Source organism: Pseudomonas sp. MCal1 (genome assembly GCF_026341415.1).
Classification (GTDB): domain Bacteria; phylum Pseudomonadota; class Gammaproteobacteria; order Pseudomonadales; family Pseudomonadaceae; genus Aquipseudomonas.
Window position 1 is genome coordinate 53,803 of the sequence record NZ_JAKUMP010000011.1, and the last position, 21,795, is coordinate 75,597.

The window sequence follows — 21,795 nt, forward strand, 5'->3', positions numbered from 1 at the left end:
CGATCTTCAGTTCAGGAACCGCCCGTGACTTCCATTTTCTGGTACGACTACGAAACCACCGGCATCAATCCCCGATGCGATCGCCCCTTGCAGGTGGCCGGGATCCGCACCGATCACGAACTCAACGAAATCGACGCGCCGGTCAATCTCTACTGTCAGCCCAGCGAAGACATCCTGCCGCATCCGGCGGCATGCGCGATCACCGGCATCACTCCGAGCCGCCTCGCCGAGCAAGGCTTGAGCGAAGCCGACTTCATGACCCGGGTCCATGCCCAGCTCGCAGCTCCTGGCACTTGCGGTGCGGGATACAACACCTTGCGCTTCGACGACGAGATGACCCGCTATAGCCTGTACCGCAACTTTTTCGATCCCTATGCCCGTGAATGGCAGGGCGGCAACAGCCGTTGGGATCTGATCGATGTGGTGCGCGCCGCCTACGCATTGCGCCCGGACGGGCTGGTGTGGCCGACCGACGACGAAGGCAAGGTGACGCTCAAGCTGGAACGCCTCACCGCCGCCAACGGCATCGATCACGGCAATGCCCACGAAGCCTTGTCGGACGTGCGCGCCACGATTGCCCTCGCCCGGTTGATTCGCGAGAAGCAGCCGAAGTTGTATGACTGGCTGTTCCAGTTGCGCAGCAAACAGAAGGTCATGGACCAGATTCGTCTGTTGCAACCGATGGTGCACATCTCCGGTCGTTTCTCCGCTGCGCGCAGTTATGTCGGCGTGGTGCTGCCGCTGGCCTGGCATCCGCGCAACAAGAACGCGTTGATCGTTTGTGATCTGCACCTGGATCCGCAGGGTCTGCTCGACCTGGATGCCGAAACATTACGTCAGCGCCTGTACACCCGGCGTGACGACCTGGCCGAAGGCGAGTTGCCGGTACCGCTCAAACTCATCCACATCAACAAGTGCCCGGTGGTGGCGCCATTGTCGGTGTTGCGTGCGAACGATCAACAGCGTCTGGGTCTGGACATGGCGTTGTATCAGGCGCGTGCGTTGCGACTAAGTGACGCACAACAAGTTTGGAAAGATAAAGTCTCGGCGATTTATGCCAGCGAAGATTTCACCTTGAGTGACGATCCCGAACAGCAGTTGTACGACGGATTTATCGGTGACCGTGATCGTCGTTTATGTGAGCAAGTGAGAGCGACCGATCCTGCTCAATTGGCGCGAGAGCAATGGCCGTTCGATGACGAACGTTTGCCTGAATTGTTGTTTCGATATCGAGCACGTAACTTTCCCGATACGTTGAGTTTCGAAGAGCAAGAACGCTGGAAAATCTTTTGCCGGCAACGCTTGTCCGAGTCGGAGTGGGGTGCCCCTAATACCTTGCAATCTTTTGCCGAGGCGATGCAGCAATGGTTGCTTAGTGCTGCGCCGATGCAGGCCGAGGTGTTGGTTGAATGGCAGAACTATGTCCAGGCACTGCGCAAACGTTTGGATCTTTGAAATCGAACATGTTCGGCGCTTGAATGCCGGGCATAAAAAAACGCCAGCATTCGCTGGCGTTTTTTTGTGTCACAGAAGCGCTCTGCGACGAGGGTTGCGGCTTAGCCCAGCAGGGTAGCCCAGCCTTCAACCACGTCACCGCCCCACTTGGCTTTCCACTCTTTCAGAGTTTTGTGGTTGCCACCTTTGGTTTCGATGACTTCGCCGTTGTGCGGGTTTTTGTATTGTTTAACTTTGCGAGCACGCTTGGTGCCGGTAGTTTTGGCTGCGCCGCCACGTGGTGCCTTGGTTTTGGACTCTGGATCCAGCAGCGCGATGATGTCGCGCAGGGATTTGGAATATTCGCCCATCAGTGTGCGCAGTTTGCCTTCGAATTCCAGCTCGGCTTGCAGTTTGTCGTCTTGCGACAGGTTTTTCAAACGGGCTTGCAGCTCTTTGATAGCTTCTTCGGTGGCACGATATTCGTTGATCAAGGACATGATTACTACCTTATGTGGGAGTGCGCGATGGCAGGGGACAGTGCGGCAATAATAGTCAGGCTGTTTCATCAAGTAAACATTTAACCGGGGTTTTTATTTGAATTAGTTACGTTGAAAAGCCCGGAATTGAATGTTCAGTTAAATATTGTGATGGAGTCTTCGCAGATATTCACACAGGTCTGCACATGCAGGGCTATTGCTACGCCATCATTCTGGCGTTTGCAGGCGTCAAAAAAATTGCGGCGGGCTGTCGGGAGGCTCCGAGGGTCATCAATACTGCAGTTTTCCCGCGCAGTCGCTAGAATGGCCGCCTTTGCGAAGTTCTGGAGTTTCCCCCTCATGCGCACTTTTCGGTTGGTGATTTCTTGCCCGGACCGCGTTGGCATCGTTGCCAAAGTCAGTAACTTTCTGGCGGCCCACAATGGCTGGATCACCGAAGCGAGCCACCACTCGGATAACCAGGTCGGCTGGTTCTTCATGCGTCACGAAATACGTGCCGATTCCCTGCCTTTCGGTATCGAGGTGTTGCGCGAGAAGTTTGCACCGATCGCCGAAGAGTTCTCGATGGACTGGCGCATCACCGACACCGAGCAGAAAAAACGCGTGGTGCTGATGGCCAGCCGCGAATCCCACTGCCTGGCTGACCTGCTGCACCGCTGGCACAGCGACGAGCTGGATTGCGAGATCTCCTGCGTGATCTCCAACCACGACGACCTGCGCAGCATGGTCGAGTGGCACGGCATTCCTTATTACCACGTGCCGGTCAATCCGCAGGACAAGCAACCGGCCTTCGACGAGGTGTCGCGTCTGGTCAAGCAGCACGATGCCGAAGTGGTGGTGCTGGCGCGCTACATGCAGATCCTGCCGCCGGACATGTGCCGCGAATACGCGCACAAGGTCATCAACATTCACCACAGCTTCCTGCCGTCGTTCGTCGGTGCCAAGCCGTACCACCAGGCTTCGATGCGCGGTGTGAAACTGATTGGTGCGACCTGCCACTACGTGACCGAAGAGCTGGACGCCGGCCCGATCATCGAACAGGACGTGGTGCGCGTGAGCCACAGCGACAGCATCGAAGACATGGTGCGTTTCGGTCGTGACGTCGAGAAGATGGTGCTGGCCCGTGGCCTGCGTTATCACCTGGAAGACCGCGTGCTGGTGCACGGCAACAAGACCGTGGTGTTCTGATTCAGGTTCGCTCCCGCGCAGAGCGCGGGAGCGATCCATGGACCGTGAGGAATGACCGATGAGCGATCCACTGGACAAAGCCACTTCCAAGGCCCCCGCCACCTTGGGTGAGGGCTGCCTGAGCCGCTATGACCCGGATGACCTGAGCCCGGAGGATGGCACGGAGTTTCCCGGCGCTGCCGAACTGTGGGAACAACTCAAGGACGAAGAGGATGACCTCAAGAAGCCTGTCTGACGCTCAGCAGCTTTTTCAGCAACGGCCGTCCCAGCATCAATAGAAACACCGGGCCACCGACCAGCAGATAGAAGTAATACGTCACCACCCGCCAGATCAGGATCGCCGCCGCGGCGGTCGATTTGCCGACCATCGGCGCCAGCAGTGCCGCCGAGGTCAACTCCGCCGCACCGGCACCGCCCGGCAACAGGCTGAATTGCCCCGCACCCAGCGAAAGCATCTGGATCAGAAAGGTCCAGGCCCATTGCACATCCGCCCCCAGACCGCGCAACGCCAGATAAAGCACGCTGTATCGCAACGACCAATGCACGCAGGTCAGGACGAACACCTTGATCAATGTCTGCCAGGGCAATTTCAGCGCATCGGTGAAAGCCGCCAGAAAGTGCAGCAACTGCCGCGCCCAGCGCCGTCGGGTACGCGGTTCGACGTTCATCCCCGCCAGCAGGCGCCCGCTCAGGCGGATCAATCGACGGTGATAGCGCGCGACCAGCACGCAACTGAACAGGCCGCCGGTCAACGACAGGGCACTGACGATCAACAGCCATTCCATGCGGTCGCTGAGATGCTGGAACAGCGCGTAGATCAAAATCCCGCTCAGGGCGCAGAGAAAGAACAGCAGATCGCTCAATTGATCCATCGCAAACACGGCGCTGCCCCGGGCCGGACGAACGCCGCTGCGCGCCAGCAGCGCCATGATTGTCAACGGCCCCCCGCTGCCGCCGGGCGTGGCGCACCAAGCGAATTCGGCAGCCATCACCACCCCGAGACTTTTGACGGGCGTGACCCGGTCACGCTGATCGCCGAGCAGCAGCCGCAGGCGCAAGGTGTTGATGCCCCAGCACAACAGAACCATGGCGAACATGATCAACAGCCAACGCAGTGGAAATGCCTGCAGGCGCTCCCAGGTTTCGCCGCCCCCGAGCAGGACGGGAACCGCCACGGCCACCAGCAGGCCGATCAGCAAAAGAATGCCGCGGCTCAAGCGGCACGCTCGGCTTGAGTGCGCTGGCGCGTCAGCCAGTCGATTTTGGTCATGGGCACGCGTCCCTCCGCCAGCAGTCGTTCAAGGGTGCGCCACCAGTAATCCCGGGAAAACCGGTGGCGCATGTCCACCGGGTGCAAGCCTAGACGAATCACCGGCGCCTGACGCCAGCGCTGCTCACGCTGTTCGCTGATGATCTTCGACACCCCGCGACGCCAGGCACTGCGCGCGCTCCACACCAGTCCGGGGGCCTCGACCGCGGAGAAATCCGGCAAGTGATAAAGATGCTGCGGATCGCTGGTGTAGCGCAGCGGCAATTCGCGCAGTGCCTGGCGGGTGCCGGCGCTCATCAACCAGGCCGGGGCCACGAAACCGTGCAGTGGCCAGCCGTGGCGTCGAAACAGATCGATGCCCGGGAGCAGGCGGGCGAGGGCGGCTTCACGGGACAACTGATAGAACTCGCCTTCATGAGTGTAGATCCGGCGCATGAACCAGTCGCGCGCCGTGTGCGGGCCAGGCTCGGTGTCTTCATGAAAGTGGCCGTGCAGGGCCAGTTCATCGCCGCGAGCGACCCGCTCGTCGAGCATCCGACAAAACGCCGGATCGGCTTCAAGTGCATCGTGTCGATGGAAGTCCGGGACCACCAGCCACGTGATCGGAACATTGCCCAGCCGGTCAACGGCTTCGACGACCCCCCGATAATCAGCCCACGTGGAGGGCGCCACGTCGTGCAGCACCAGCATCAGCGCCGGGCGCTCGCGAGATTCAGCCATTGGCCACCCACGGAGCCGAATCGCCGAGCACGGCGTGGTAATGGCCCAACAGGCTATCGACCACCGTGTCCCAGGCGTAATGTCGTTCGACGTGTTGGCGCGCCTGTTGACCGAGTACGCCAGTCCCGCGACTGAACAGTTCGCGCACCGCATTGGCCATGGCTTGCGCATTGTTCGGCGCGCAGAGCAGGCCGCAGGATTCGCTGACGATTTCCTCGAATGCCCCGGCCGCCACCGCCACCACCGGAATGCCGCAGGCCATGGCTTCCAGAATCACCAGGCCGAAGGTTTCCTGATCGCCGGCGTGCAGCAAAGCGTCGGCACTGGCCATCAGTCGCGCGACCTGTGCGGCCGGGCAGAACCGGTCGATCACGCTGACGTTGTCCGGGACGGACGCCGGCATCGACGAGCCGACCAGCAACAGGTGATAGCGCGGGCCCAGGCGTTTCATGCAATCGAGCAGCACCGGCAGATTTTTTTCCTTGGAACCGCGACCGGCAAAGATCAACAGGCGCGTGTCCTCGGCTATCCCCAGTTCGCTGCGCAACCCGGTATCGCGGGCATCAGGGTGGAAGGTGTGCAGGTCAACGCCCAGCGGTTGCACGTAGACGTTGCGCACACCCAGCCCGCTGAGCTTGTCGGCCATCACCTGGCTGGGCGCCAGCACCCGGTCGAAATTTCCGTACAACTTGCGCACATAGGCGTCGACATTCGGCGTGACCCAATGGCCCATGCGGTTTCCCACCAACAGCGGCAGGTCGGAATGGTAGAAACCGATCACCGGCACATCGAGTTGTCGACGCGCATCGAGTGCGGCCCAGGCGGTGAGGTACGGATCGCCGACTTCGATCAGATCCGGCTGCAGATCCTGCAGCACCTTGCGCCAGGGGGCCAGGCGCACGGGGAAGCGATAGCCTTTGCCGAAAGGCAGGGCGGGGGCAGGAACGGTGTAGACGCCGTCACGTTCGCCGAAATGCGCGCCGGGAATCAGCAGGCTGTGGCGGATGCCGGGTTTGACCGCCAACCGACGGTGCTTGGCATCCAGATAGGTGCGCACGCCGCCGCTGGCCGGGGCGTAGAACATGGTGATGTCGGCGATATGCACGGTGAACGGCCCTCCGCGTTGATCTCCCTTGGTTGACCCTTATCAAGAATAGATGTTCGGTCGGGGTTTCGCGGTGAGGCGCAAGGCCGGTTGCGGAGGGGTTGTTGGTCGTCTTCGTCAGATGGCAACGAACCGATGAAGACGACCGGCAGAACGGCTTTAAATACGGAAACTACCCACCAACTGCTTCAGTCGCGAAGCCTGCTGCTCCAGATCCGAGCAAGCACGCAACGTCGCCTGCAGGTTCTCGACACCTTCCTGGTTCAGCGTATTGATCTCGGTGATATCCACGTTGATCGATTCAACCACGGCAGTCTGTTCCTCGGTCGCGGTCGCCACCGACTGGTTCATCCCGTCGATTTCACCGATGCGCTGGGTCACGCTGTTCAAGCGCTCGCCGGCAAGGTTGGCGATGTCCACGCTGTCCTGGCTGTGGCGCTGGCTGTCGCTCATGGTGCTGACGGATTCGCGGGCGCCGACTTGCAACTCCTCGATCATGGTCTGCACCTGCTGCGCCGATTCCTGGGTGCGGTGGGCGAGGTTGCGCACCTCGTCCGCCACCACCGCAAAACCGCGCCCGGCTTCACCGGCCCGCGCTGCCTCGATGGCGGCGTTGAGCGCCAACAGGTTGGTCTGCTGGGAGATGCTGGTGATCACTTCCAGAATCTGGCCGATGTTCACGGTCTTGCTGTTCAGCGATTCGATATTGCTGCTCGATGCGCTGAGCATGCTCGACAGCTGATTCATCGCCTTGATGCTGCGATCCACCACTTGCTGACCGTCTTCGGCCAGGTTGCGGGCGTCGCTGGCCTGGGTCGAGGCCTGGGCTGCGTTGCGGGCGATTTCCTGGGCGGCGGCGCCGAGCTGGTTGATCGCCGCGGCCACGCTGTTGGTGCGCGAGGCTTGCTGGTCGGAGTTGTACATCGACGAGTTCGAGGCCGCGACCACGCGCAGGGCGACTTCGTTGACCTGGCCGGTGGCCGACGACACTTCGCGGATGGAGCCGTGGATACGCTCGACGAAACGGTTGAACGCGGTGCCGAGTACGCCGAATTCATCCTGGTTCTGGATGGTCAGGCGCTTGGTCAGGTCGCCTTCGCCGTCGGCGATGTCCTCCATGGCGCGGGTCATCACGTGCAGCGGCTGAATCAGGAAACGGATCAGCATGCCGAGCAGGGCGATGATGATCGCCACTGCAATTACGGTGGCAATCACGGCCGAGGTGCGGAATTCGCTGAGCATCGAGAAGGCTTTGTCTTTGTCCACCGACAGGCCGATGTACCAGTTCACCGACGGCAGGCCCTTGATCGGGGTGAAGTTGACGATGCGGGTCTTGCCGTCGACGGTGATTTCAGTGAAGTCGCTGCTGATGCGCGGGGTGTCCTGCGGATAGGCTTCCTTCAGTGACTTCATCACCAGGGCCTTGTCCGGGTGCACCAGAATCTTGCCGTCGGCGCTGACCAGGAACGCGTAACCCATGCCGGAGAAGTCCCGGGCGCTGAGGGTGTTGATCAGGGTCTGCAGGCTCAGGTCGCCGCCCACCACGCCCACGCTTTGGCCGGCCTTTTTCGCGGCGGTGGCGATGGAAATGATGGTCTGGCCGGTGGCCGCGTCGATGTACGGTTCGGTCAGGGTCGACGTGCTGCTGCTTTCCGCGCCTTTATACCAGGGGCGAACGCGTGGATCGAAACCGTCCGGCATCTTCGCATCCGGGCGGATGGTGAAGTGCCCGGTGGCATCGCCGAGGTAGGAGGCCATGAAAGTCGACGTCAGGGCTTTCTGTTCCAGCAGGCTGGCGACGGCGGACGGCTCGGGGTTGATGGCAATGTTCTGGGCAGCGTTCTCGATCAGCAGGATGCGGCCGCTCAGCCAGGTCTGGATGTTGTCGGCTGTAACCTCGCCCATCTCGTTGAGGTAATTGTCCAGGTCTTCGCGGATCGCATTGCGCTGCAACCAGTCGTTGTACAGCGTGAACGAAGCGAAGGCGGCAATGACAATGAGGGCCGCGGCAAGCAAAATTTTATGGCTGAAACGCAGATTTTTGTTCATGGCTTGGGGTTCCGCTAAGGTCTTAATGTCCAAGGCGTGCTTTTATAAACGCGCGCAGAATGGGCAGGGGTGAAAGCGCACTGATATTTCCTTCTCTCCTTAGGGAAATCTCAGACCGGACTTTTGATCGGGTCTCTCACTCTCTCTATCGGCCATGCTCGACAAAGATTAACCATTGGGTGACCAAATGCCTGACTCCTTGCAACTCGTAATCGGCGCCGATCTCGCCGGGCAACCGATCGCTCAGGCGATGCGCCTGGCCAACCGTCATGGACTGGTAGCCGGGGCCACCGGTACCGGCAAGACCGTTACTTTGCAGCGTCTGGCCGAGGCGTTCAGCGACGCTGGGGTCGCGGTGTTCGCCGCCGACGTCAAGGGCGACCTGTGTGGTCTCGGTGCCGCCGGCAATCCCCAGGGCAAGATCGCCGAGCGCATCGCCGGCATGCCGTGGCTCAAGCACACGCCTCAGGCGTATCCCGTGACCTTGTGGGACATCCACGGTCAGTCCGGTCATCCGTTGCGCACCACGTTGAGTGAAATGGGCCCTCTATTGATCGGGGCCTTGCTGGAACTGACCGACAGCCAGCAATCGGCGTTGTACGCGGCGTTCAAAGTGGCCGATCGCGAAGGGTTATTGCTGCTCGATCTCAAAGACCTGAAAGCGCTGCTCAACCACCTCAAGGACAATCCGCAGCTGCTGGGCGATGACGCCGCGCTGTTCACCACCGGCTCCAGCCAGGCGCTGTTGCGGCGTCTGGCGACGCTGGAACAGCAGGGCGCCGAAGCGTTGTTCGGCGAGCCGGCGCTGCAACTGGAAGACATTCTGCACCCGGCCGCCGATGGTCGCGGGCGGATTCATTTGCTGGATGCCAGTCGTCTGGTGCATGAGGCGCCGAAGGTCTACGCGACCTTCCTGCTGTGGCTGCTGGCCGAGCTGTTCGAGCAACTCCCGGAACGGGGCGATGCCGACAAGCCGCTCCTGGCGCTGTTTTTCGATGAGGCGCATTTGTTGTTCGGCGATACGCCGAAGGCTTTGCAGGAACGGCTGGAGCAAGTGGTGCGTTTGATCCGCTCCAAGGGCGTCGGCGTGTATTTCGTCACCCAGTCGCCGGGTGACCTGCCGGATGATGTGCTGGCGCAGCTGGGGCTGCGGATCCAGCACGGCCTGCGCGCGTTCACCGCCAAGGAACAGAAATCCCTGCGGGCGGTGGCGGACGGTTTCCGGCCGAATCCGGCGTTCGACACGTTGTCGGTGCTCACCGAACTCGGGATTGGCGAAGCGTTGGTTGGCACATTGCAGGAAAAGGGCACGCCGGAAATGGTTCAGCGTGTGCTGGTAGCACCGCCGCAATCGCGGATCGGGCCGTTGACCGAGACGGAACGCACGGTGCTGATCGCCGGTTCGCCGTTCAAGGGGCGGTACGACAAACCGATCGACCGCGAGTCGGCCTATGAAATTCTGATGGGCCGCAAGGGGCTGGCACCGGAGGCTGAAGCGGCGCCGGGTAAACCGGCGGTTGAGGAGCCAAGTCTGGCAGACAGGGCCGGAGAGTTCCTCGGCACGGCGGCGGGGCAGGCGCTCAAATCGGCGATGCGTCAGGCGGCGAATTCGCTGGGCAAACAGTTGGTGCGCGGTCTGATGGGGTCATTGCTGGGTGGCAGCAAGCGCCGCTGATCAATAAGGCTCAGGTTTTGGGTTTGGCGTGGGCGGCCAGTCGTTCCAGGGCCGCTCGCAGATTTGGATCGCTGATCCCTTCGGCGGTGGCCTGGATGGTCGCCGCCGCATCCGTCGACAGATCGATCGTGGATCCGCTCGTCTCGCGCTGGAGGGTCGGTGGCCGCACGGCGAACTTGATCCGCGTCAGATTGGCGAACTCGTCGAACATCTGCAGTTGTCGTTGCAGACGCTTTTGCTGATAGCGCAGACGCGTGGCCCAATGGCCGTCGGTGACAATCAGCAACAGCTCGCCTTCGCGCCACTTGGCCACGTGGCAGTGTTCACGGGCGGCGGGTTGCAGCTGGCTTTCGAGCAGACGTTGCAGATGGGCCAGACGTTGGGCATGACCGAGGATGGCTTTCAACGGCCTGGCTTCGCGTAGCAGAACGGCGGGCGCTCTGGCTGTGAGAGGGCGAAATGCCATGATCTAGGACCTGAAGTTGCAGAGGCGCCATGGTAGCAGATGGCACCCATTTCACTCGCCCATTGCTTTTGTCACTGCTTTGCCCATTAAATCAACGACTAACTTCTTCGCTGTACGGCTTGAAGTTGAGCAAAACGCCCCTATTTTAAGTGAGCCCCGTCAAAGCGCAGTGCCAGCATCGTGGAATATCCCCACTTTCCTCACCACCGTTTCCGGGTAGAATGCTCGTTCGCATGCGGCCATGAGGGCTGCACGGGCGACTCACGGGGCCGCCCTCCATCCCTTTAGTGTGGAAGATCCTGCCGATATGTTTGCGCCTTTGTTAAAGAAACTTTTTGGAAGCAAGAACGAGCGTGAAGTCAAGCGCATGCTCAAGACGGTGCAGCTCGTCAATGCCTTCGAAGAGAAGATGGTCGCCCTCTCGGACGATCAACTGCGCGCCAAGACCGCAGAGTTCAAGGACCGCATTGCCAAGGGGGAGACCCTCGACAAGCTGTTGCCGGAAGCCTTTGCGGTCGCCCGCGAAGCCGGCAAGCGTGTCATGGGCATGCGCCACTTCGACGTCCAGCTGATCGGCGGCATGACCCTGCACGAAGGCAAGATTGCCGAAATGCGCACCGGTGAAGGCAAGACCCTGGTGGGTACCCTGGGCGTTTACCTCAACGCGTTGTCCGGCAAGGGCGTGCACGTTGTGACCGTGAACGATTACCTGGCCCGCCGCGACGCCAACTGGATGCGTCCGCTGTATGAATTCCTCGGTCTGAGCGTCGGCATCGTGACGCCGTTCCAGCCGCCGGAAGAGAAGCGCGCCGCCTACGCTGCCGATATCACCTACGGCACCAACAACGAATTCGGGTTCGACTACCTGCGCGACAACATGGCGTTCAGCATGGAAGAGAAATTCCAGCGCGAACTCAACTTTGCCGTGATCGACGAAGTCGACTCCATCCTCATCGACGAAGCGCGTACCCCGCTGATCATTTCCGGTCAGGCCGAGGACAGCTCCAAGCTGTACATCGAGATCAACAAGCTGATCCCGAAACTCAAGCTGCACGTCGAAGAAGTCGAAGGCGAAGTCACCCAGGAAGGCCATTACACCGTCGACGAAAAGACCCGTCAGGTCGAACTCAACGAAGCCGGTCACCAGTTCATCGAAGACCAACTGACCAGCATCGGCCTGCTGGCCGAGGGCGAGAGCCTGTACTCGGCGCATAACCTGAGCCTGCTGACTCACGTTTACGCCGGTCTGCGTGCGCACAAGCTGTTCCACCGCAACGTCGAATACATCGTGCAGGACGGTCAGGTCGTACTGGTCGACGAACACACCGGCCGTACCATGCCCGGCCGTCGTTTGTCCGAAGGCCTGCACCAGGCCATCGAAGCCAAGGAAAACCTGAACATTCAGGCCGAGAGCCAGACCCTGGCATCGACCACGTTCCAGAACTACTTCCGCCTGTACGAAAAACTGGCCGGCATGACCGGTACCGCCGACACCGAAGCGTTCGAATTCCATCAGATCTATGGTCTGCAGGTCGTCGTGATCCCGACCAACAAGCCATTGGCCCGTAAGGACTACAACGACCTGGTGTTCCTGACCGCCGAAGAGAAATACGCGGCGATCGTCAATGACATCAAGGAAAGCATGGCTGCCGGCCGTCCGGTGCTGGTGGGTACTGCGACCATCGAAACCTCCGAGCACATGTCCGCATTGCTCGTGAAGGAAGGCATCGAACACAAGGTCCTGAACGCCAAGTTCCACGAAAAAGAAGCTGAAATCATCGCGCAGGCCGGTCGTCCGGGCGCACTGACCATCGCTACCAACATGGCCGGTCGTGGTACCGACATCCTGTTGGGCGGCAACTGGGAAGTTGAAGTCGCGTCGCTGGAAAACCCGACGCCTGAGCAGATTGCCCAGATCAAGGCCGACTGGCAGAAGCGTCACCAGCAAGTGCTGGAGTCCGGCGGTCTGCAGGTGATCGCGTCCGAGCGTCACGAATCCCGTCGTATCGACAACCAGCTGCGTGGCCGTGCCGGCCGTCAGGGTGACGCCGGTTCCAGCCGCTTCTACCTGTCGCTGGAAGACAGCCTGATGCGCATCTTCGCCTCTGACCGGGTGAAGAACTTCATGAAGGCCCTGGGCATGCAATCCGGTGAAGCGATCGAGCACCGCATGGTGACCAATGCCATCGAGAAGGCGCAGCGCAAGGTTGAAGGCCGCAACTTCGACATCCGCAAGCAACTGCTCGAGTTCGACGACGTCAACAACGAGCAGCGTAAAGTGATCTATCACATGCGCAACACGTTGCTGGCTGCGGACAACATCGGCGAAACCATCGCTGATTTCCGTCAGGATGTCCTGAACGCTACCGTCAGCGCGCACATTCCGCCGCAATCGCTGCCAGAGCAGTGGGACGTGGCGGGTCTGGAAGCGTCGATCGCCAGCGACTTCGGCGTGAAGCTGCCGATCCAGCAATGGCTCGACGAAGACGATCACCTGTACGAAGAAACCCTGCGCGAGAAGCTGATGAACGAGCTGATCGCCGCCTACAACGAAAAAGAAGACCAGGCGGGTGCCGAAGCCCTGCGCTCGTTCGAGAAGCAGATCGTGCTGCGCGTACTGGACGACCTGTGGAAAGACCACCTGTCGACCATGGATCACCTGCGTCACGGCATCCACTTGCGTGGTTATGCGCAGAAGAACCCGAAGCAGGAATACAAGCGCGAGTCCTTCACGCTGTTCTCCGAGCTGCTGGATTCGATCAAGCGCGACTCGATCCGCGTGCTGTCCCACGTTCAGGTTCGCCGCGAAGATCCGGCCGAAGAAGAACAACGCCTGCGTCAGGAAGCCGAAGCACTGGCCGCCCGCATGCAGTTCGAACACGCCGAGGCTCCTGGCCTGGAAGCGCAACCGGAACTGGTCGGTGAAGAGGTCGATGTGGCCCTTGCCGCCGCCCCGGTTCGCAACGAGCAGAAGCTGGGCCGCAACGAACTGTGCTACTGCGGTTCGGGCAAGAAATTCAAGCATTGCCACGGGCAGATCCAGTAAACCCCGTTTCAATCGCTGAAATACCCGCGCCGCGACCGGCACCAGCCGTCGCGGCGTTTTGCCATTTACACCACCGCCACTACGCTTGGCGGTGCTGACATCATTGAGTAAGGAGCGCATTCATGGCTGTTGGTCTTGGTCCTTTGCCAACGTTGCACCCGGTTGCCGGTTTTGAACTCGGTATCGCTTCGGCCGGCATCAAGCGCCCGGGGCGCAAGGATGTCGTCGTGATGCGTTGCGCCGAAGGTTCCACCGTGGCGGGCGTGTTTACGTTGAACGCTTTCTGCGCAGCGCCGGTGATCCTGGCCAAGAAGCGCGTGCAGAACCCGGTGCGCTACCTGTTGACCAACACCGGCAATGCCAACGCCGGCACCGGCGAACCGGGCCTGGCAGCCGCCGAGCGAACCACCGCCAAACTGGCTGAACTGACCGGTGTGGATGCCAGCCAGATCCTGCCGTACTCCACCGGCGTGATCGGCGAGCCGCTGCCGGTCGAGAAGATCGAGGGCGCCTTGCAGGCCGCGCTGGACGATCTGTCGGAAAACAACTGGGAAGCTGCCGCCACTGGCATCATGACCACCGACACGCTGCCCAAAGGCGCCAGCCGCCAGTTCCAGCATGACGGCGTGACCATCACCGTCACCGGCATCAGCAAAGGCGCGGGGATGATCCGTCCGAACATGGCGACCATGCTCGGCTACATCGCCACCGACGCCAAAGTCTCCCGCGACGTGCTGCAAAACCTGATGCTGGACGGCGCCAACAAGTCGTTCAACCGCATCACCATCGACGGCGACACTTCGACCAACGACTGCTGCATGCTGATCGCCACCGGCAAGGCTGCGCTGCCGGAAATCACCCGTGCCGAAGGCGAGCTGTTCGCCAAGCTGAAACAGGCCGTGTTCGAAGTGTGCATGGATGTGGCCCAGGCCATCGTGCGTGACGGCGAAGGCGCGACCAAGTTCGTGACCGTTGAAGTCAACGGCGGCGGCAATCACCAGGAATGCCTGGATGTCGGCTACACCGTGGCCCACTCGCCGCTGATCAAGACGGCACTGTTTGCGTCCGACCCGAACTGGGGCCGCATTCTCGCCGCCGTTGGCCGTGCCGGCGTGCCGGATCTGGACGTGAGCAAGATCGACGTGTTCCTCGGTGACGTGTGCATCGCCAGCCGTGGCGCCCGCGCCGCGACCTACACCGAAGCCCAGGGCTCGGCGGTGATGCAGCAGGAAGAAATCACCATCCGGATCGAGCTGGGTCGCGGCGATTGCAGCGAAACCATCTGGACCACCGACCTGTCCCACGAGTACGTGAAGATCAACGCCGAATACCGCACCTGATCCCTGCCGAAGAGGGAGGTCTGCGGACCTCCTTTTCTTCTGTCCCATGAAAGGACCCGAACATGAGCCTTCACCTGATCATTGGCGACAAACTGCTTTCCTCCTGGTCCCTGCGCGCGGCGCTGGCGCTTGAACTGACCGGCGCGCCCTACACCGAAGAACTGGTCAAACTCGGCAAGCCCGACACTCGTGAGCGGCTGCTGGCGCACTCGCCGACCGCCAAGGTGCCGCTGCTGAAAACTGCCCGTGGCACCATCGCCGATTCTCTGGCGATTGCCGAATACCTGGCCGAACAGTTTCCTTCCGAACAACTCTGGCCGACCGATATCGCCGCCCGTGCCCAGGCCCGCTCCGCCTGCGCGCAGATGCACAGCGGCTTCTTCGCGATGCGCAATCACATGCCGTTCAACCTGAGCCACGATGCGCCACTCAATCCGGTGCCGCCTGAGGTGAAGGTCGACATCGAGCGCATGCTCGCGCTATGGGCCGAATGCCGCGCCGTTGCGACTGAGTCTGGACCTTACCTGTTTGGTCGGGTGTCGCTGGCCGATGCGTTCTTTGCACCGATTGCCGTGCGCCTGCGTACCTATCAGGTAAAGCTGCCCGCCGAAGATGAAGCCTATGTTGAAACCGTCTACCAATGGCCGGCCTTCAAGGCCTGGCAAAAGGCTGGACTGGAGGAATTGCAGTCGTGAAACGTGTACACGTCGCCGCCGCCGTCATTCGTGACGACAGCGGCAAGATTCTGATCGCCCGGCGTGCCGATACCCAGCATCAGGGCGGCCTCTGGGAATTTCCCGGTGGCAAGGTCGAAGCCGACGAGTCGGTGCAAACCGCGCTGGCCCGTGAGCTGCACGAAGAATTGGGCATCGTCGTCGGCGCCGCGCGGCCGCTGATCAAGGTGCGCCACGATTATCCGGACAAGCAGGTGTTGCTGGATGTCTGGGAAGTCTCGAGCTTCACCGGCGAACCCCATGGCGCCGAAGGCCAGCCATTGGCCTGGGTTTCGGCCAAGGAGCTGACGGATTACGAATTTCCGGCGGCGAACCAGCCGATCGTCGCGGCGGCGCGTCTGCCTGCCGAATACCTGATCACCCCGGAAGATCTGGAAACTCCGGCCTTGCTGCGCGGTATCCAGAAGGCGATCGCCGGTGGGATCAAGCTGATCCAGTTGCGTGCGCCCAATGGTTATGACCCGAAGTACCGCGATCTGGCGGTAGATGCGGTCGGCCTCTGTGCCGGCAAGGCGCAGTTGATGATCAAAGGCCCGTTCGAGTGGCTGGGCGATTTCCCGGCCGCCGGCTGGCACATCACCTCGGCGCAACTGCGCAAGTACGCTGCTGCGGGGCGGCCGCTGCCGGCGGAGCGCTGGTTGGCGGCGTCCTGCCACAACGCTGAAGAACTGGCGCTGGCCGAGCAGATGGGCGTGGATTTTGTCACCCTGTCGCCGGTGCAGCCGACCCTGACTCACCCGGATGCCCAGCCGTTGGGCTGGGAGCAGGCTTCGACGCTGATCGAAGGCTTCAGCAAACCGGTATTTCTATTGGGCGGTGTCGGCCCGGCGGAGCGCGAAAAAGCGTGGGATGCCGGGGCTCAAGGTGTAGCGGGGATTCGGGCGTTCTGGCCTGAGGCTTGATTCTTTACTGAGGCTGATGTCCCCTTCGCGGGCAAGCCCGCTCCCACATTTGATTGCATTCCAACTGTAGGAATACATTTCCCTGTGGGAGCGGGCTTGCTCGGGGCGGCGTTCCGACGAAGGCGTCCTGACAGTCGCTACTGCTGTGAAGGATTCGCCGCCGGTTGCCACAGAATCTCGGCAATACCCTGGCGCCGCGCAATCAACCTCGCCGCGACAAACAACAGATCCGACAAGCGATTGATGTACGCCAGGCCAACCCCGGCCAACGGTTCGATCGCATTCAAATGCTGACAACGACGTTCGGCACTGCGCGCCAGGCTACGGCAGACATGCGCTTGGGCAATCAGCATTGAACCACCCGGCAGAATGAAGTTCTCCAGCGGCCCCAATTCCTCGTTCCACACATCGATGGCCGATTCCAGCCGTTCGATTTCCGCTGTGTTCAGCGCCTGATATTCCGGCATCGCCAACTCGCCACCGAGATCGAACAGTCGGTGCTGGCAGGGCGCCAACACGTCGATCAACTCATTCAGCCCAGGACAGGTTTCGCGTTCAGCGAGCAATCCGGCCAGCAGCACGCCGACCTGACTGTTCAGCGTATCGACCTCGCCAATGGCCTCGATGCGCGGATGATCCTTGGGCACGCGGCGGCCGTCGCCAAGTCCGGTTTCGCCCCTGTCGCCAGTGCGGGTGTAGATCTTCGACAAGCGAAAGCCCATGGTTTACCTCGGTAGTTGATTGGTTTCGGCGGCGATGGGCGCCGGTTGTGCCAGTGGCAGACGCAGGGTGAAGCAGGTACCTTGCCCCGGCGCTGACTGCACTTCCATCTGCCCTTTGTGGTTGTTGGTGATGATGAAGTACGACACTGACAAACCGAGTCCCGTGCCCTGGCCGATTTCCTTGGTGGTGAAGAACGGCTCGAAGGTGCGCTTGCGCACGTTCTCGCTCATGCCGATGCCGTTGTCCTCGACCTGGATCTCGGCCCAGGGTGGATTGAGCCGGGTACGCAGAGTGATCCGCCCCGGCTCGCTGTCATCTTCACGCTGGTGAATTGCCTGCGCGGCGTTTTTCAGCAGATTGAGCAGCACCTGCTCAAGTTCGTTGGCGGTGCCGGGCACCGGGCCCAGCGCCGGGTCGAACTGGCGAATGATCGCCTGACCCTTGAAGTCGAAGCCGATGGCCAGATCGAAGTCGTTACCGGCGATTTCCACCGCTTGATCGATCAATGCCGGCAAATCGCACGGCGCCATCTGGCGGTTGCTGCGACGACTGAAGCTGAGCATGTGGGTGACGATTTTTGCCGCCCGGGCGCCGGCCTGCTGGATGCCATCCAGCAATTGCGGGACTTCCCGGCCTTGCAGGTAGCGGTTGACTGCGTCCAGCTCGATGCCCAGTTGCTCGGCCTGTTCGAGGTTTTTCGGCAGGTCTGGCGACAGACGTCGGCGAATGTTCTGCACGTTGTGCAGGATCGCCCCCAGCGGGTTGTTGATCTCGTGGGCCATGCCGGCGGCGAGGCCGCCGACCGACAGCATTTTCTCCGACTGCACCATCATTTCTTCCAGCGACAGGCGCTGGGTGATGTCGTCGATCCGGATCACCACGCCGCGTCCGGCACCGCCCATCAACGGGTAGAAGGTGAGGGCGTAGTGTTTGGGCTCGTCGTCCTTGAACCATGTCACCCGCTCGATTTTCGCCACCGTGTGTTGCTCGACGGTCTGCTTGAGTTGCGGCAGGAACGGCTTGAGCGGCGCGAAGGCGAGGAAGATCGGCTGATTCAGCGCTTCGTCCAGCCGTGTACCGGAGAGGGCGCTGGCTTCCTGGTTCCATTGAGTGACGTAGAGCTGTTCGTCAAGTGCGATCAGCGCCGAGGGCATGGAGTCGATGATGCTGTTGAGGTAGTTCTGGAAACCGGTGAGCTTCTTCTCGATCTTGCTGCGCACCTGGACTTCCAGTTCCAGCTTGCGGTTGGTGTGGCGGGTTTCTTCGGCCAGACCCTGGGCCTGATCGTAGGCTGCCTGGGAATCGTCACGGGCGCGTTTGAGTTGCTGCTCCCGGGCCTCGATGCGCGAGAGCATGGTGTTGAACGCCTCGGCCAGACTGCCGATTTCGTCACGGTTGCCCCGTGAGGCGCGCAGGGCGTAATTCTCTTCGCGGGTCACCTGGCGGGACAGTTCTTCGAGTTGATGGATCGGCCGGGTAATCAGGCGCTTGATCTGCCGCGCGATGACCAGCCACAGCAGCACACTGAAAATCAGGATCCCCAGACTGGCCGTGAGTGTGCCGGTATAGAACGCTACTGGCAGTTCGCTGCTGGCCACTAAAAGCAGGTGGCCTGGTGCAGTGCCGGGACGGGGCAGGGTGATGAGTTGATTGCTGCGAAATTCGGTCAGTTGCCAGGCTTCGATGTGTCGATAGCGCTCTGGCAATTTGAGTTTGTCGCCGTGTTGCAACTGCGCCAGACGTTCGCCTTTGCCGTCGTATAAAGCGGCGGCGCGCAGCGGGGAATAGCTGTCGAGTTCCTTGAGCAGCCGCTCGGCGCTTTGCGGCGACTGCAAGGCTTCGGCCACCAGGCTCGGGTTGGATACCAGCCGGCCGATGGTCTGCAACGCCTGAGGCGCCATGCTTTCCTGGGAGATGTAATAGGCGGCGCTGATAAAGGTCAGGTTGGCGACCAGCAGCACGGTGGTCAACAGCACCAGCAGGGCAGCCAGCAGTTTCTGGCCGACCGGCAGGTTTTCAAGACGCTGGCGCAATGGCATCAGGTTTATCGCAGAAAAGGAACAAGTGGCCAGCGTAGCCGCTGCTCAGTCGACGGGCAATCCGAGACTGTTCAGATGGGCGCTCAGGCGCTGCTGCAATTGCTTCAAATGCGGCAGGTTCAACTGATGACGCTCGGCTACCTTGCAGGCATGCCCGAGCAGATAGCTGATTTCGGTGCGGCGTTTATTGGCCACATCCTGATACATCGACGAGAAGTTCGCCGCCGTGGCCTGGATCACCCGTTCAACTTCCTGTTGCAGGTTGTCCGCCGCTGCCGGTTGCCCGCAGCATTCGAGCAGTTCGGTCAGTTCGCCGCACAGCGTCGCGACTTCGCAGTGATGTTGCTGGAGGTCACCGTTGCGGCAATTGTGCAGCACCGTCAGCGGATTGATCGCACAGTTGAGCGCCAGTTTTCGCCACAGGCGGGTGAGGATATCGGCGCTCCATTCATGGGGGATTTTCGCTGCCTCAAGATCGTCCAGCCAGATGGGGGCCACGGGATGACCGGCGTCGCCGAGCCAGGTGTAACCATGACCGGCAAACACCACGCGCCAGTCGCCATCGCGAAACGCGCCCTCGGTGCTGGAGGCGCTGATGCAGCGGGCTTGCGGGACACGCGCGGCGACCGCTTCCTGGCTGCCGAGGCCGTTCTGCAAAAGAATCAGTTCGGCGTCCGGCGCCAGACGATGGGCAAGTGCGGCCACGGCTGCTTCGGCGTCGTAGGCCTTGCAGGCCACCAGCAGGCGGCGAATCGGCCCGGGACTGTCCGGCGTTTCGCCGGGGATCGTGTAACGGCTGGCCACGCCTTGTTCGACGAGGGTGAGGCCGCCCGCCGTTGCATAGTCATGCAGACGGTCGACGTCGCGCAGGATCAACCGGACCGGCAACCCGGCCCGGGCCAGACGCGTGGCCCAGAGCGTGCCGAGACTTCCGGCGCCGAGGATGTGCCAAGGGGTGGACATCAGTTTTTCACTCGGTAAGGTACAGGCATGCAAGGCTCGCGGTGTCGGTGGGAAAAGACCCGTTATAATGAGCCCGATTTTAACCGCAAGCCAAGCGCGCCACGTCCTGAACGAGCGCGCCTTTTTATTGGAGAGATTACATGCCGTCGTTCGACGTGGTATCCGAACTGGACAAACACGAGCTCACCAACGCGGTCGAGAACGCCGCGAAGGATCTCGATCGTCGTTATGACCTGAAAGGCAAGGGCAGCTACGAGTACAAGGAAAAGGAACTGACCGTCAACCTGACCGCTGAAGCCGAGTTTCAGCTGGAAGCGATGATCGAAATCCTCAAGCTGGCACTGGTCAAGCGCAAGATTGATGTGCAATGCCTTGAGGTCAAGGACGCTTACGCATCGGGCAAAGTGATGAAACAGGATGCCGTACTTCGGGAAGGCATCGACAAGGAGCTGGCGAAGAAGATCGTCGCTCATATCAAGGACGCCAAGCTCAAGGTGCAGGCCGCCATTCAGGGCGAGCAGGTACGTGTAACCGGCAAGAAGCGTGACGACCTGCAGGAAGCCATCGCGGCCCTGCGTGCCAAGGAATTCGGCATGCCACTGCAGTTCAACAACTTCCGCGACTAAGCTTTCCGGTCGGGAACCTCTCGGCGTTTACAGCGTCCGAGGCCCAAGCAACGGCAGAAACGATTGAGCCATTTACGGCCCGGTCTTTCTGCCGCTGGTTTTTTTACAGCCCGGGAAGCCGGTAATCAGGAGATAAAAGATGGATTTGAATGCTGAGGTAGACAACCTGGTCAAGGCATCCCAGGCGTGGATTCCGATGATCATGGAATACGGCAGCCGTGTGCTGCTGGCGGTGATCACCCTGGCCATCGGCTGGTGGCTGATCAACAAGGTCACGCAAAAGCTCGGCGGCCTGTTGGCTCTGCGCAACGCCGACCTGGCCCTGCAAGGTTTCATCAGCAGCCTGGCCAACATCATTCTCAAGGTGCTGCTGATCGTCAGCGTGGCGTCGATGATTGGCGTCGAGACCACTTCGTTCGTCGCGGCGATCGGTGCGGCGGGTCTGGCCATCGGTCTGGCGTTGCAGGGCAGCCTGGCGAACTTCGCCGGCGGCGTGCTGATTCTGCTGTTCCGTCCGTTCCGCATTGGTGACTGGATCGAAGCCCAGGGTGTGGCGGGTACCGTCGACAGCATCCAGATCTTCCACACCGTGCTGCGCACCGGCGACAACAAGACCATCATCGTCCCGAACGGCAATCTGTCGAACGGCATCATTACCAACACCAACCGTCAGCCAACCCGCAAGGTTGTGTTCGACGTAGGTGTGGATTACGAAGCTGATCTGCAAAAGGCCCGTCAGGTGCTGCTGGATCTGGCCAAGGATGAGCGCGTTCTGCAGGATCCGGCGCCGCAGGCCGTTATTTCGACACTGGGTGACAGCTCGATCACTGTTTCCCTGCGCGTGTGGGTTAAAACGGCGGATTATTGGGATGTGATGTTCATGTTTAACGAACAGTCGCGTGATCGTTTAAAGACTGCAGGCATTGATATTCCTTTCCCGCAACGAGTGATTCGTGTGGTTCAGGAATCGGCGGTGTAATGATAGGTTGCTAATTAATTGGCTGACTTATCGGTC

The 21,795-nt window shown here is 60.9% G+C and carries 19 protein-coding genes and 1 pseudogene; 10 read left to right on the forward strand and 10 right to left on the reverse strand.

The features are described 5' to 3' along the window. The first annotated feature begins 24 nt into the window (after window positions 1-24). Window positions 25-1,455 (forward strand): exodeoxyribonuclease I, encoded by a 1,431-nt coding sequence (gene sbcB, locus MKZ87_RS18875; RefSeq protein WP_266201616.1) that lies wholly within the window; start codon window positions 25-27, stop codon window positions 1,453-1,455. Window positions 1,456-1,556: 101 nt separating this feature from the next. Here sbcB and mvaT read toward each other — a convergent pair whose 3' ends face one another. Then, a complete protein-coding gene (gene mvaT / locus MKZ87_RS18880; protein ID WP_007951234.1) occupies window positions 1,557-1,934 on the reverse strand; it encodes a histone-like nucleoid-structuring protein MvaT in 378 nt (125 codons plus the stop codon). Window positions 1,935-2,273: 339 nt separating this feature from the next. On the opposite strand from mvaT, the gene purU reads away from it, so the two are divergent. Both purU and MKZ87_RS18890 read left to right on the forward strand, forming a co-directional pair. Next, window positions 2,274-3,122 (forward strand): formyltetrahydrofolate deformylase, encoded by an 849-nt coding sequence (gene purU / locus MKZ87_RS18885; protein ID WP_011335666.1) that lies wholly within the window; start codon window positions 2,274-2,276, stop codon window positions 3,120-3,122. A gap of 58 nt (window positions 3,123-3,180) precedes the next feature. Then, window positions 3,181-3,357: a hypothetical protein gene (locus MKZ87_RS18890; RefSeq protein WP_007951232.1), complete on the forward strand. Its 177-nt coding sequence runs from the start codon at window positions 3,181-3,183 to the stop codon at window positions 3,355-3,357. Here the strand turns inward: MKZ87_RS18890 and MKZ87_RS18895 are convergent. The 5 genes and pseudogenes from MKZ87_RS18895 to MKZ87_RS29080 all read right to left on the reverse strand — a co-directional run. Beyond that, window positions 3,341-4,339, reverse strand: coding sequence for a lysylphosphatidylglycerol synthase transmembrane domain-containing protein (locus MKZ87_RS18895; protein WP_085701661.1), 999 nt, complete (start codon window positions 4,337-4,339; stop codon window positions 3,341-3,343). The two genes, MKZ87_RS18890 and MKZ87_RS18895, sit on opposite strands and share 17 nt — an antisense overlap. Beyond that, on the reverse strand, window positions 4,336-5,112 hold the full coding sequence (locus MKZ87_RS18900) for a DUF2334 domain-containing protein (RefSeq protein WP_266201619.1): 777 nt from the start codon (window positions 5,110-5,112) through the stop codon (window positions 4,336-4,338). Before MKZ87_RS18900 ends, MKZ87_RS18895 begins: the two co-directional genes overlap by 4 nt. Next, window positions 5,105-6,217, reverse strand: a complete 1,113-nt coding sequence (locus MKZ87_RS18905; RefSeq protein ID WP_085697187.1) for a glycosyltransferase family 4 protein — start codon at window positions 6,215-6,217, stop codon at window positions 5,105-5,107. Before MKZ87_RS18905 ends, MKZ87_RS18900 begins: the two co-directional genes overlap by 8 nt. 159 nt (window positions 6,218-6,376) lie before the next feature. Continuing rightward, a complete protein-coding gene (locus MKZ87_RS29075) occupies window positions 6,377-7,141 on the reverse strand; it encodes a methyl-accepting chemotaxis protein (RefSeq protein ID WP_371917915.1) in 765 nt (254 codons plus the stop codon). A 93-nt stretch (window positions 7,142-7,234) separates the two neighbouring features. Then, window positions 7,235-8,266: pseudogene (locus MKZ87_RS29080) on the reverse strand (cache domain-containing protein); the annotation flags it as partial. Window positions 8,267-8,453: 187 nt separating this feature from the next. On the opposite strand from MKZ87_RS29080, the gene MKZ87_RS18915 reads away from it, so the two are divergent. Then, on the forward strand, window positions 8,454-9,941 hold the full coding sequence (locus MKZ87_RS18915; protein ID WP_266201621.1) for a helicase HerA-like domain-containing protein: 1,488 nt from the start codon (window positions 8,454-8,456) through the stop codon (window positions 9,939-9,941). A gap of 10 nt (window positions 9,942-9,951) precedes the next feature. Here MKZ87_RS18915 and MKZ87_RS18920 read toward each other — a convergent pair whose 3' ends face one another. Beyond that, window positions 9,952-10,407, reverse strand: a complete 456-nt coding sequence (locus tag MKZ87_RS18920) for a DUF721 domain-containing protein (RefSeq protein WP_085697185.1) — start codon at window positions 10,405-10,407, stop codon at window positions 9,952-9,954. 307 nt (window positions 10,408-10,714) lie between these two features. Here MKZ87_RS18920 and secA point away from each other — a divergent pair, with 307 nt between their 5' ends. The 4 genes from secA (at window position 10,715) to MKZ87_RS18940 (ending at window position 16,429) form a co-directional block, all read left to right on the forward strand. Beyond that, entirely contained in the window at window positions 10,715-13,453 is a 2,739-nt protein-coding gene (secA, locus tag MKZ87_RS18925; protein WP_085697184.1) for a preprotein translocase subunit SecA, read from the forward strand. A 122-nt stretch (window positions 13,454-13,575) separates the two neighbouring features. Then, the gene (argJ, locus tag MKZ87_RS18930) at window positions 13,576-14,793 is read left to right on the forward strand and encodes a bifunctional glutamate N-acetyltransferase/amino-acid acetyltransferase ArgJ (protein ID WP_064383762.1); all 1,218 of its coding nucleotides are present in this window, start codon (window positions 13,576-13,578) and stop codon (window positions 14,791-14,793) included. Between the two features lie 62 nt (window positions 14,794-14,855). Continuing rightward, on the forward strand, window positions 14,856-15,488 hold the full coding sequence (locus MKZ87_RS18935) for a glutathione S-transferase family protein (protein ID WP_266201625.1): 633 nt from the start codon (window positions 14,856-14,858) through the stop codon (window positions 15,486-15,488). Continuing rightward, window positions 15,485-16,429, forward strand: coding sequence for a Nudix family hydrolase (locus MKZ87_RS18940; protein WP_085701658.1), 945 nt, complete (start codon window positions 15,485-15,487; stop codon window positions 16,427-16,429). The genes MKZ87_RS18935 and MKZ87_RS18940 overlap by 4 nt, the downstream gene beginning before the upstream one ends. A 137-nt stretch (window positions 16,430-16,566) precedes the next feature. Here the strand turns inward: MKZ87_RS18940 and MKZ87_RS18945 are convergent, their stop codons facing one another. From MKZ87_RS18945 to MKZ87_RS18955, 3 genes are read right to left on the reverse strand one after another with little or no spacing between them, the layout of a single operon-like run. After that, entirely contained in the window at window positions 16,567-17,151 is a 585-nt protein-coding gene (locus tag MKZ87_RS18945) for a cob(I)yrinic acid a,c-diamide adenosyltransferase (RefSeq protein ID WP_085701657.1), read from the reverse strand. Window positions 17,152-17,154: 3 nt separating this feature from the next. Then, window positions 17,155-19,191 (reverse strand): HAMP domain-containing sensor histidine kinase, encoded by a 2,037-nt coding sequence (locus tag MKZ87_RS18950; RefSeq protein WP_085697180.1) that lies wholly within the window; start codon window positions 19,189-19,191, stop codon window positions 17,155-17,157. 45 nt (window positions 19,192-19,236) lie between these two features. Beyond that, window positions 19,237-20,154: a putative 2-dehydropantoate 2-reductase gene (locus MKZ87_RS18955; protein ID WP_085697179.1), complete on the reverse strand. Its 918-nt coding sequence runs from the start codon at window positions 20,152-20,154 to the stop codon at window positions 19,237-19,239. 140 nt (window positions 20,155-20,294) lie between these two features. On the opposite strand from MKZ87_RS18955, the gene MKZ87_RS18960 reads away from it, so the two are divergent. Further along, complete coding sequence (locus MKZ87_RS18960) at window positions 20,295-20,780, forward strand: YajQ family cyclic di-GMP-binding protein (protein WP_065258535.1); 486 nt, start codon at window positions 20,295-20,297, stop codon at window positions 20,778-20,780. 139 nt (window positions 20,781-20,919) lie between these two features. Beyond that, window positions 20,920-21,759: a mechanosensitive ion channel family protein gene (locus MKZ87_RS18965; protein WP_064599011.1), complete on the forward strand. Its 840-nt coding sequence runs from the start codon at window positions 20,920-20,922 to the stop codon at window positions 21,757-21,759. The last annotated feature ends 36 nt before the right edge of the window (window positions 21,760-21,795 follow it).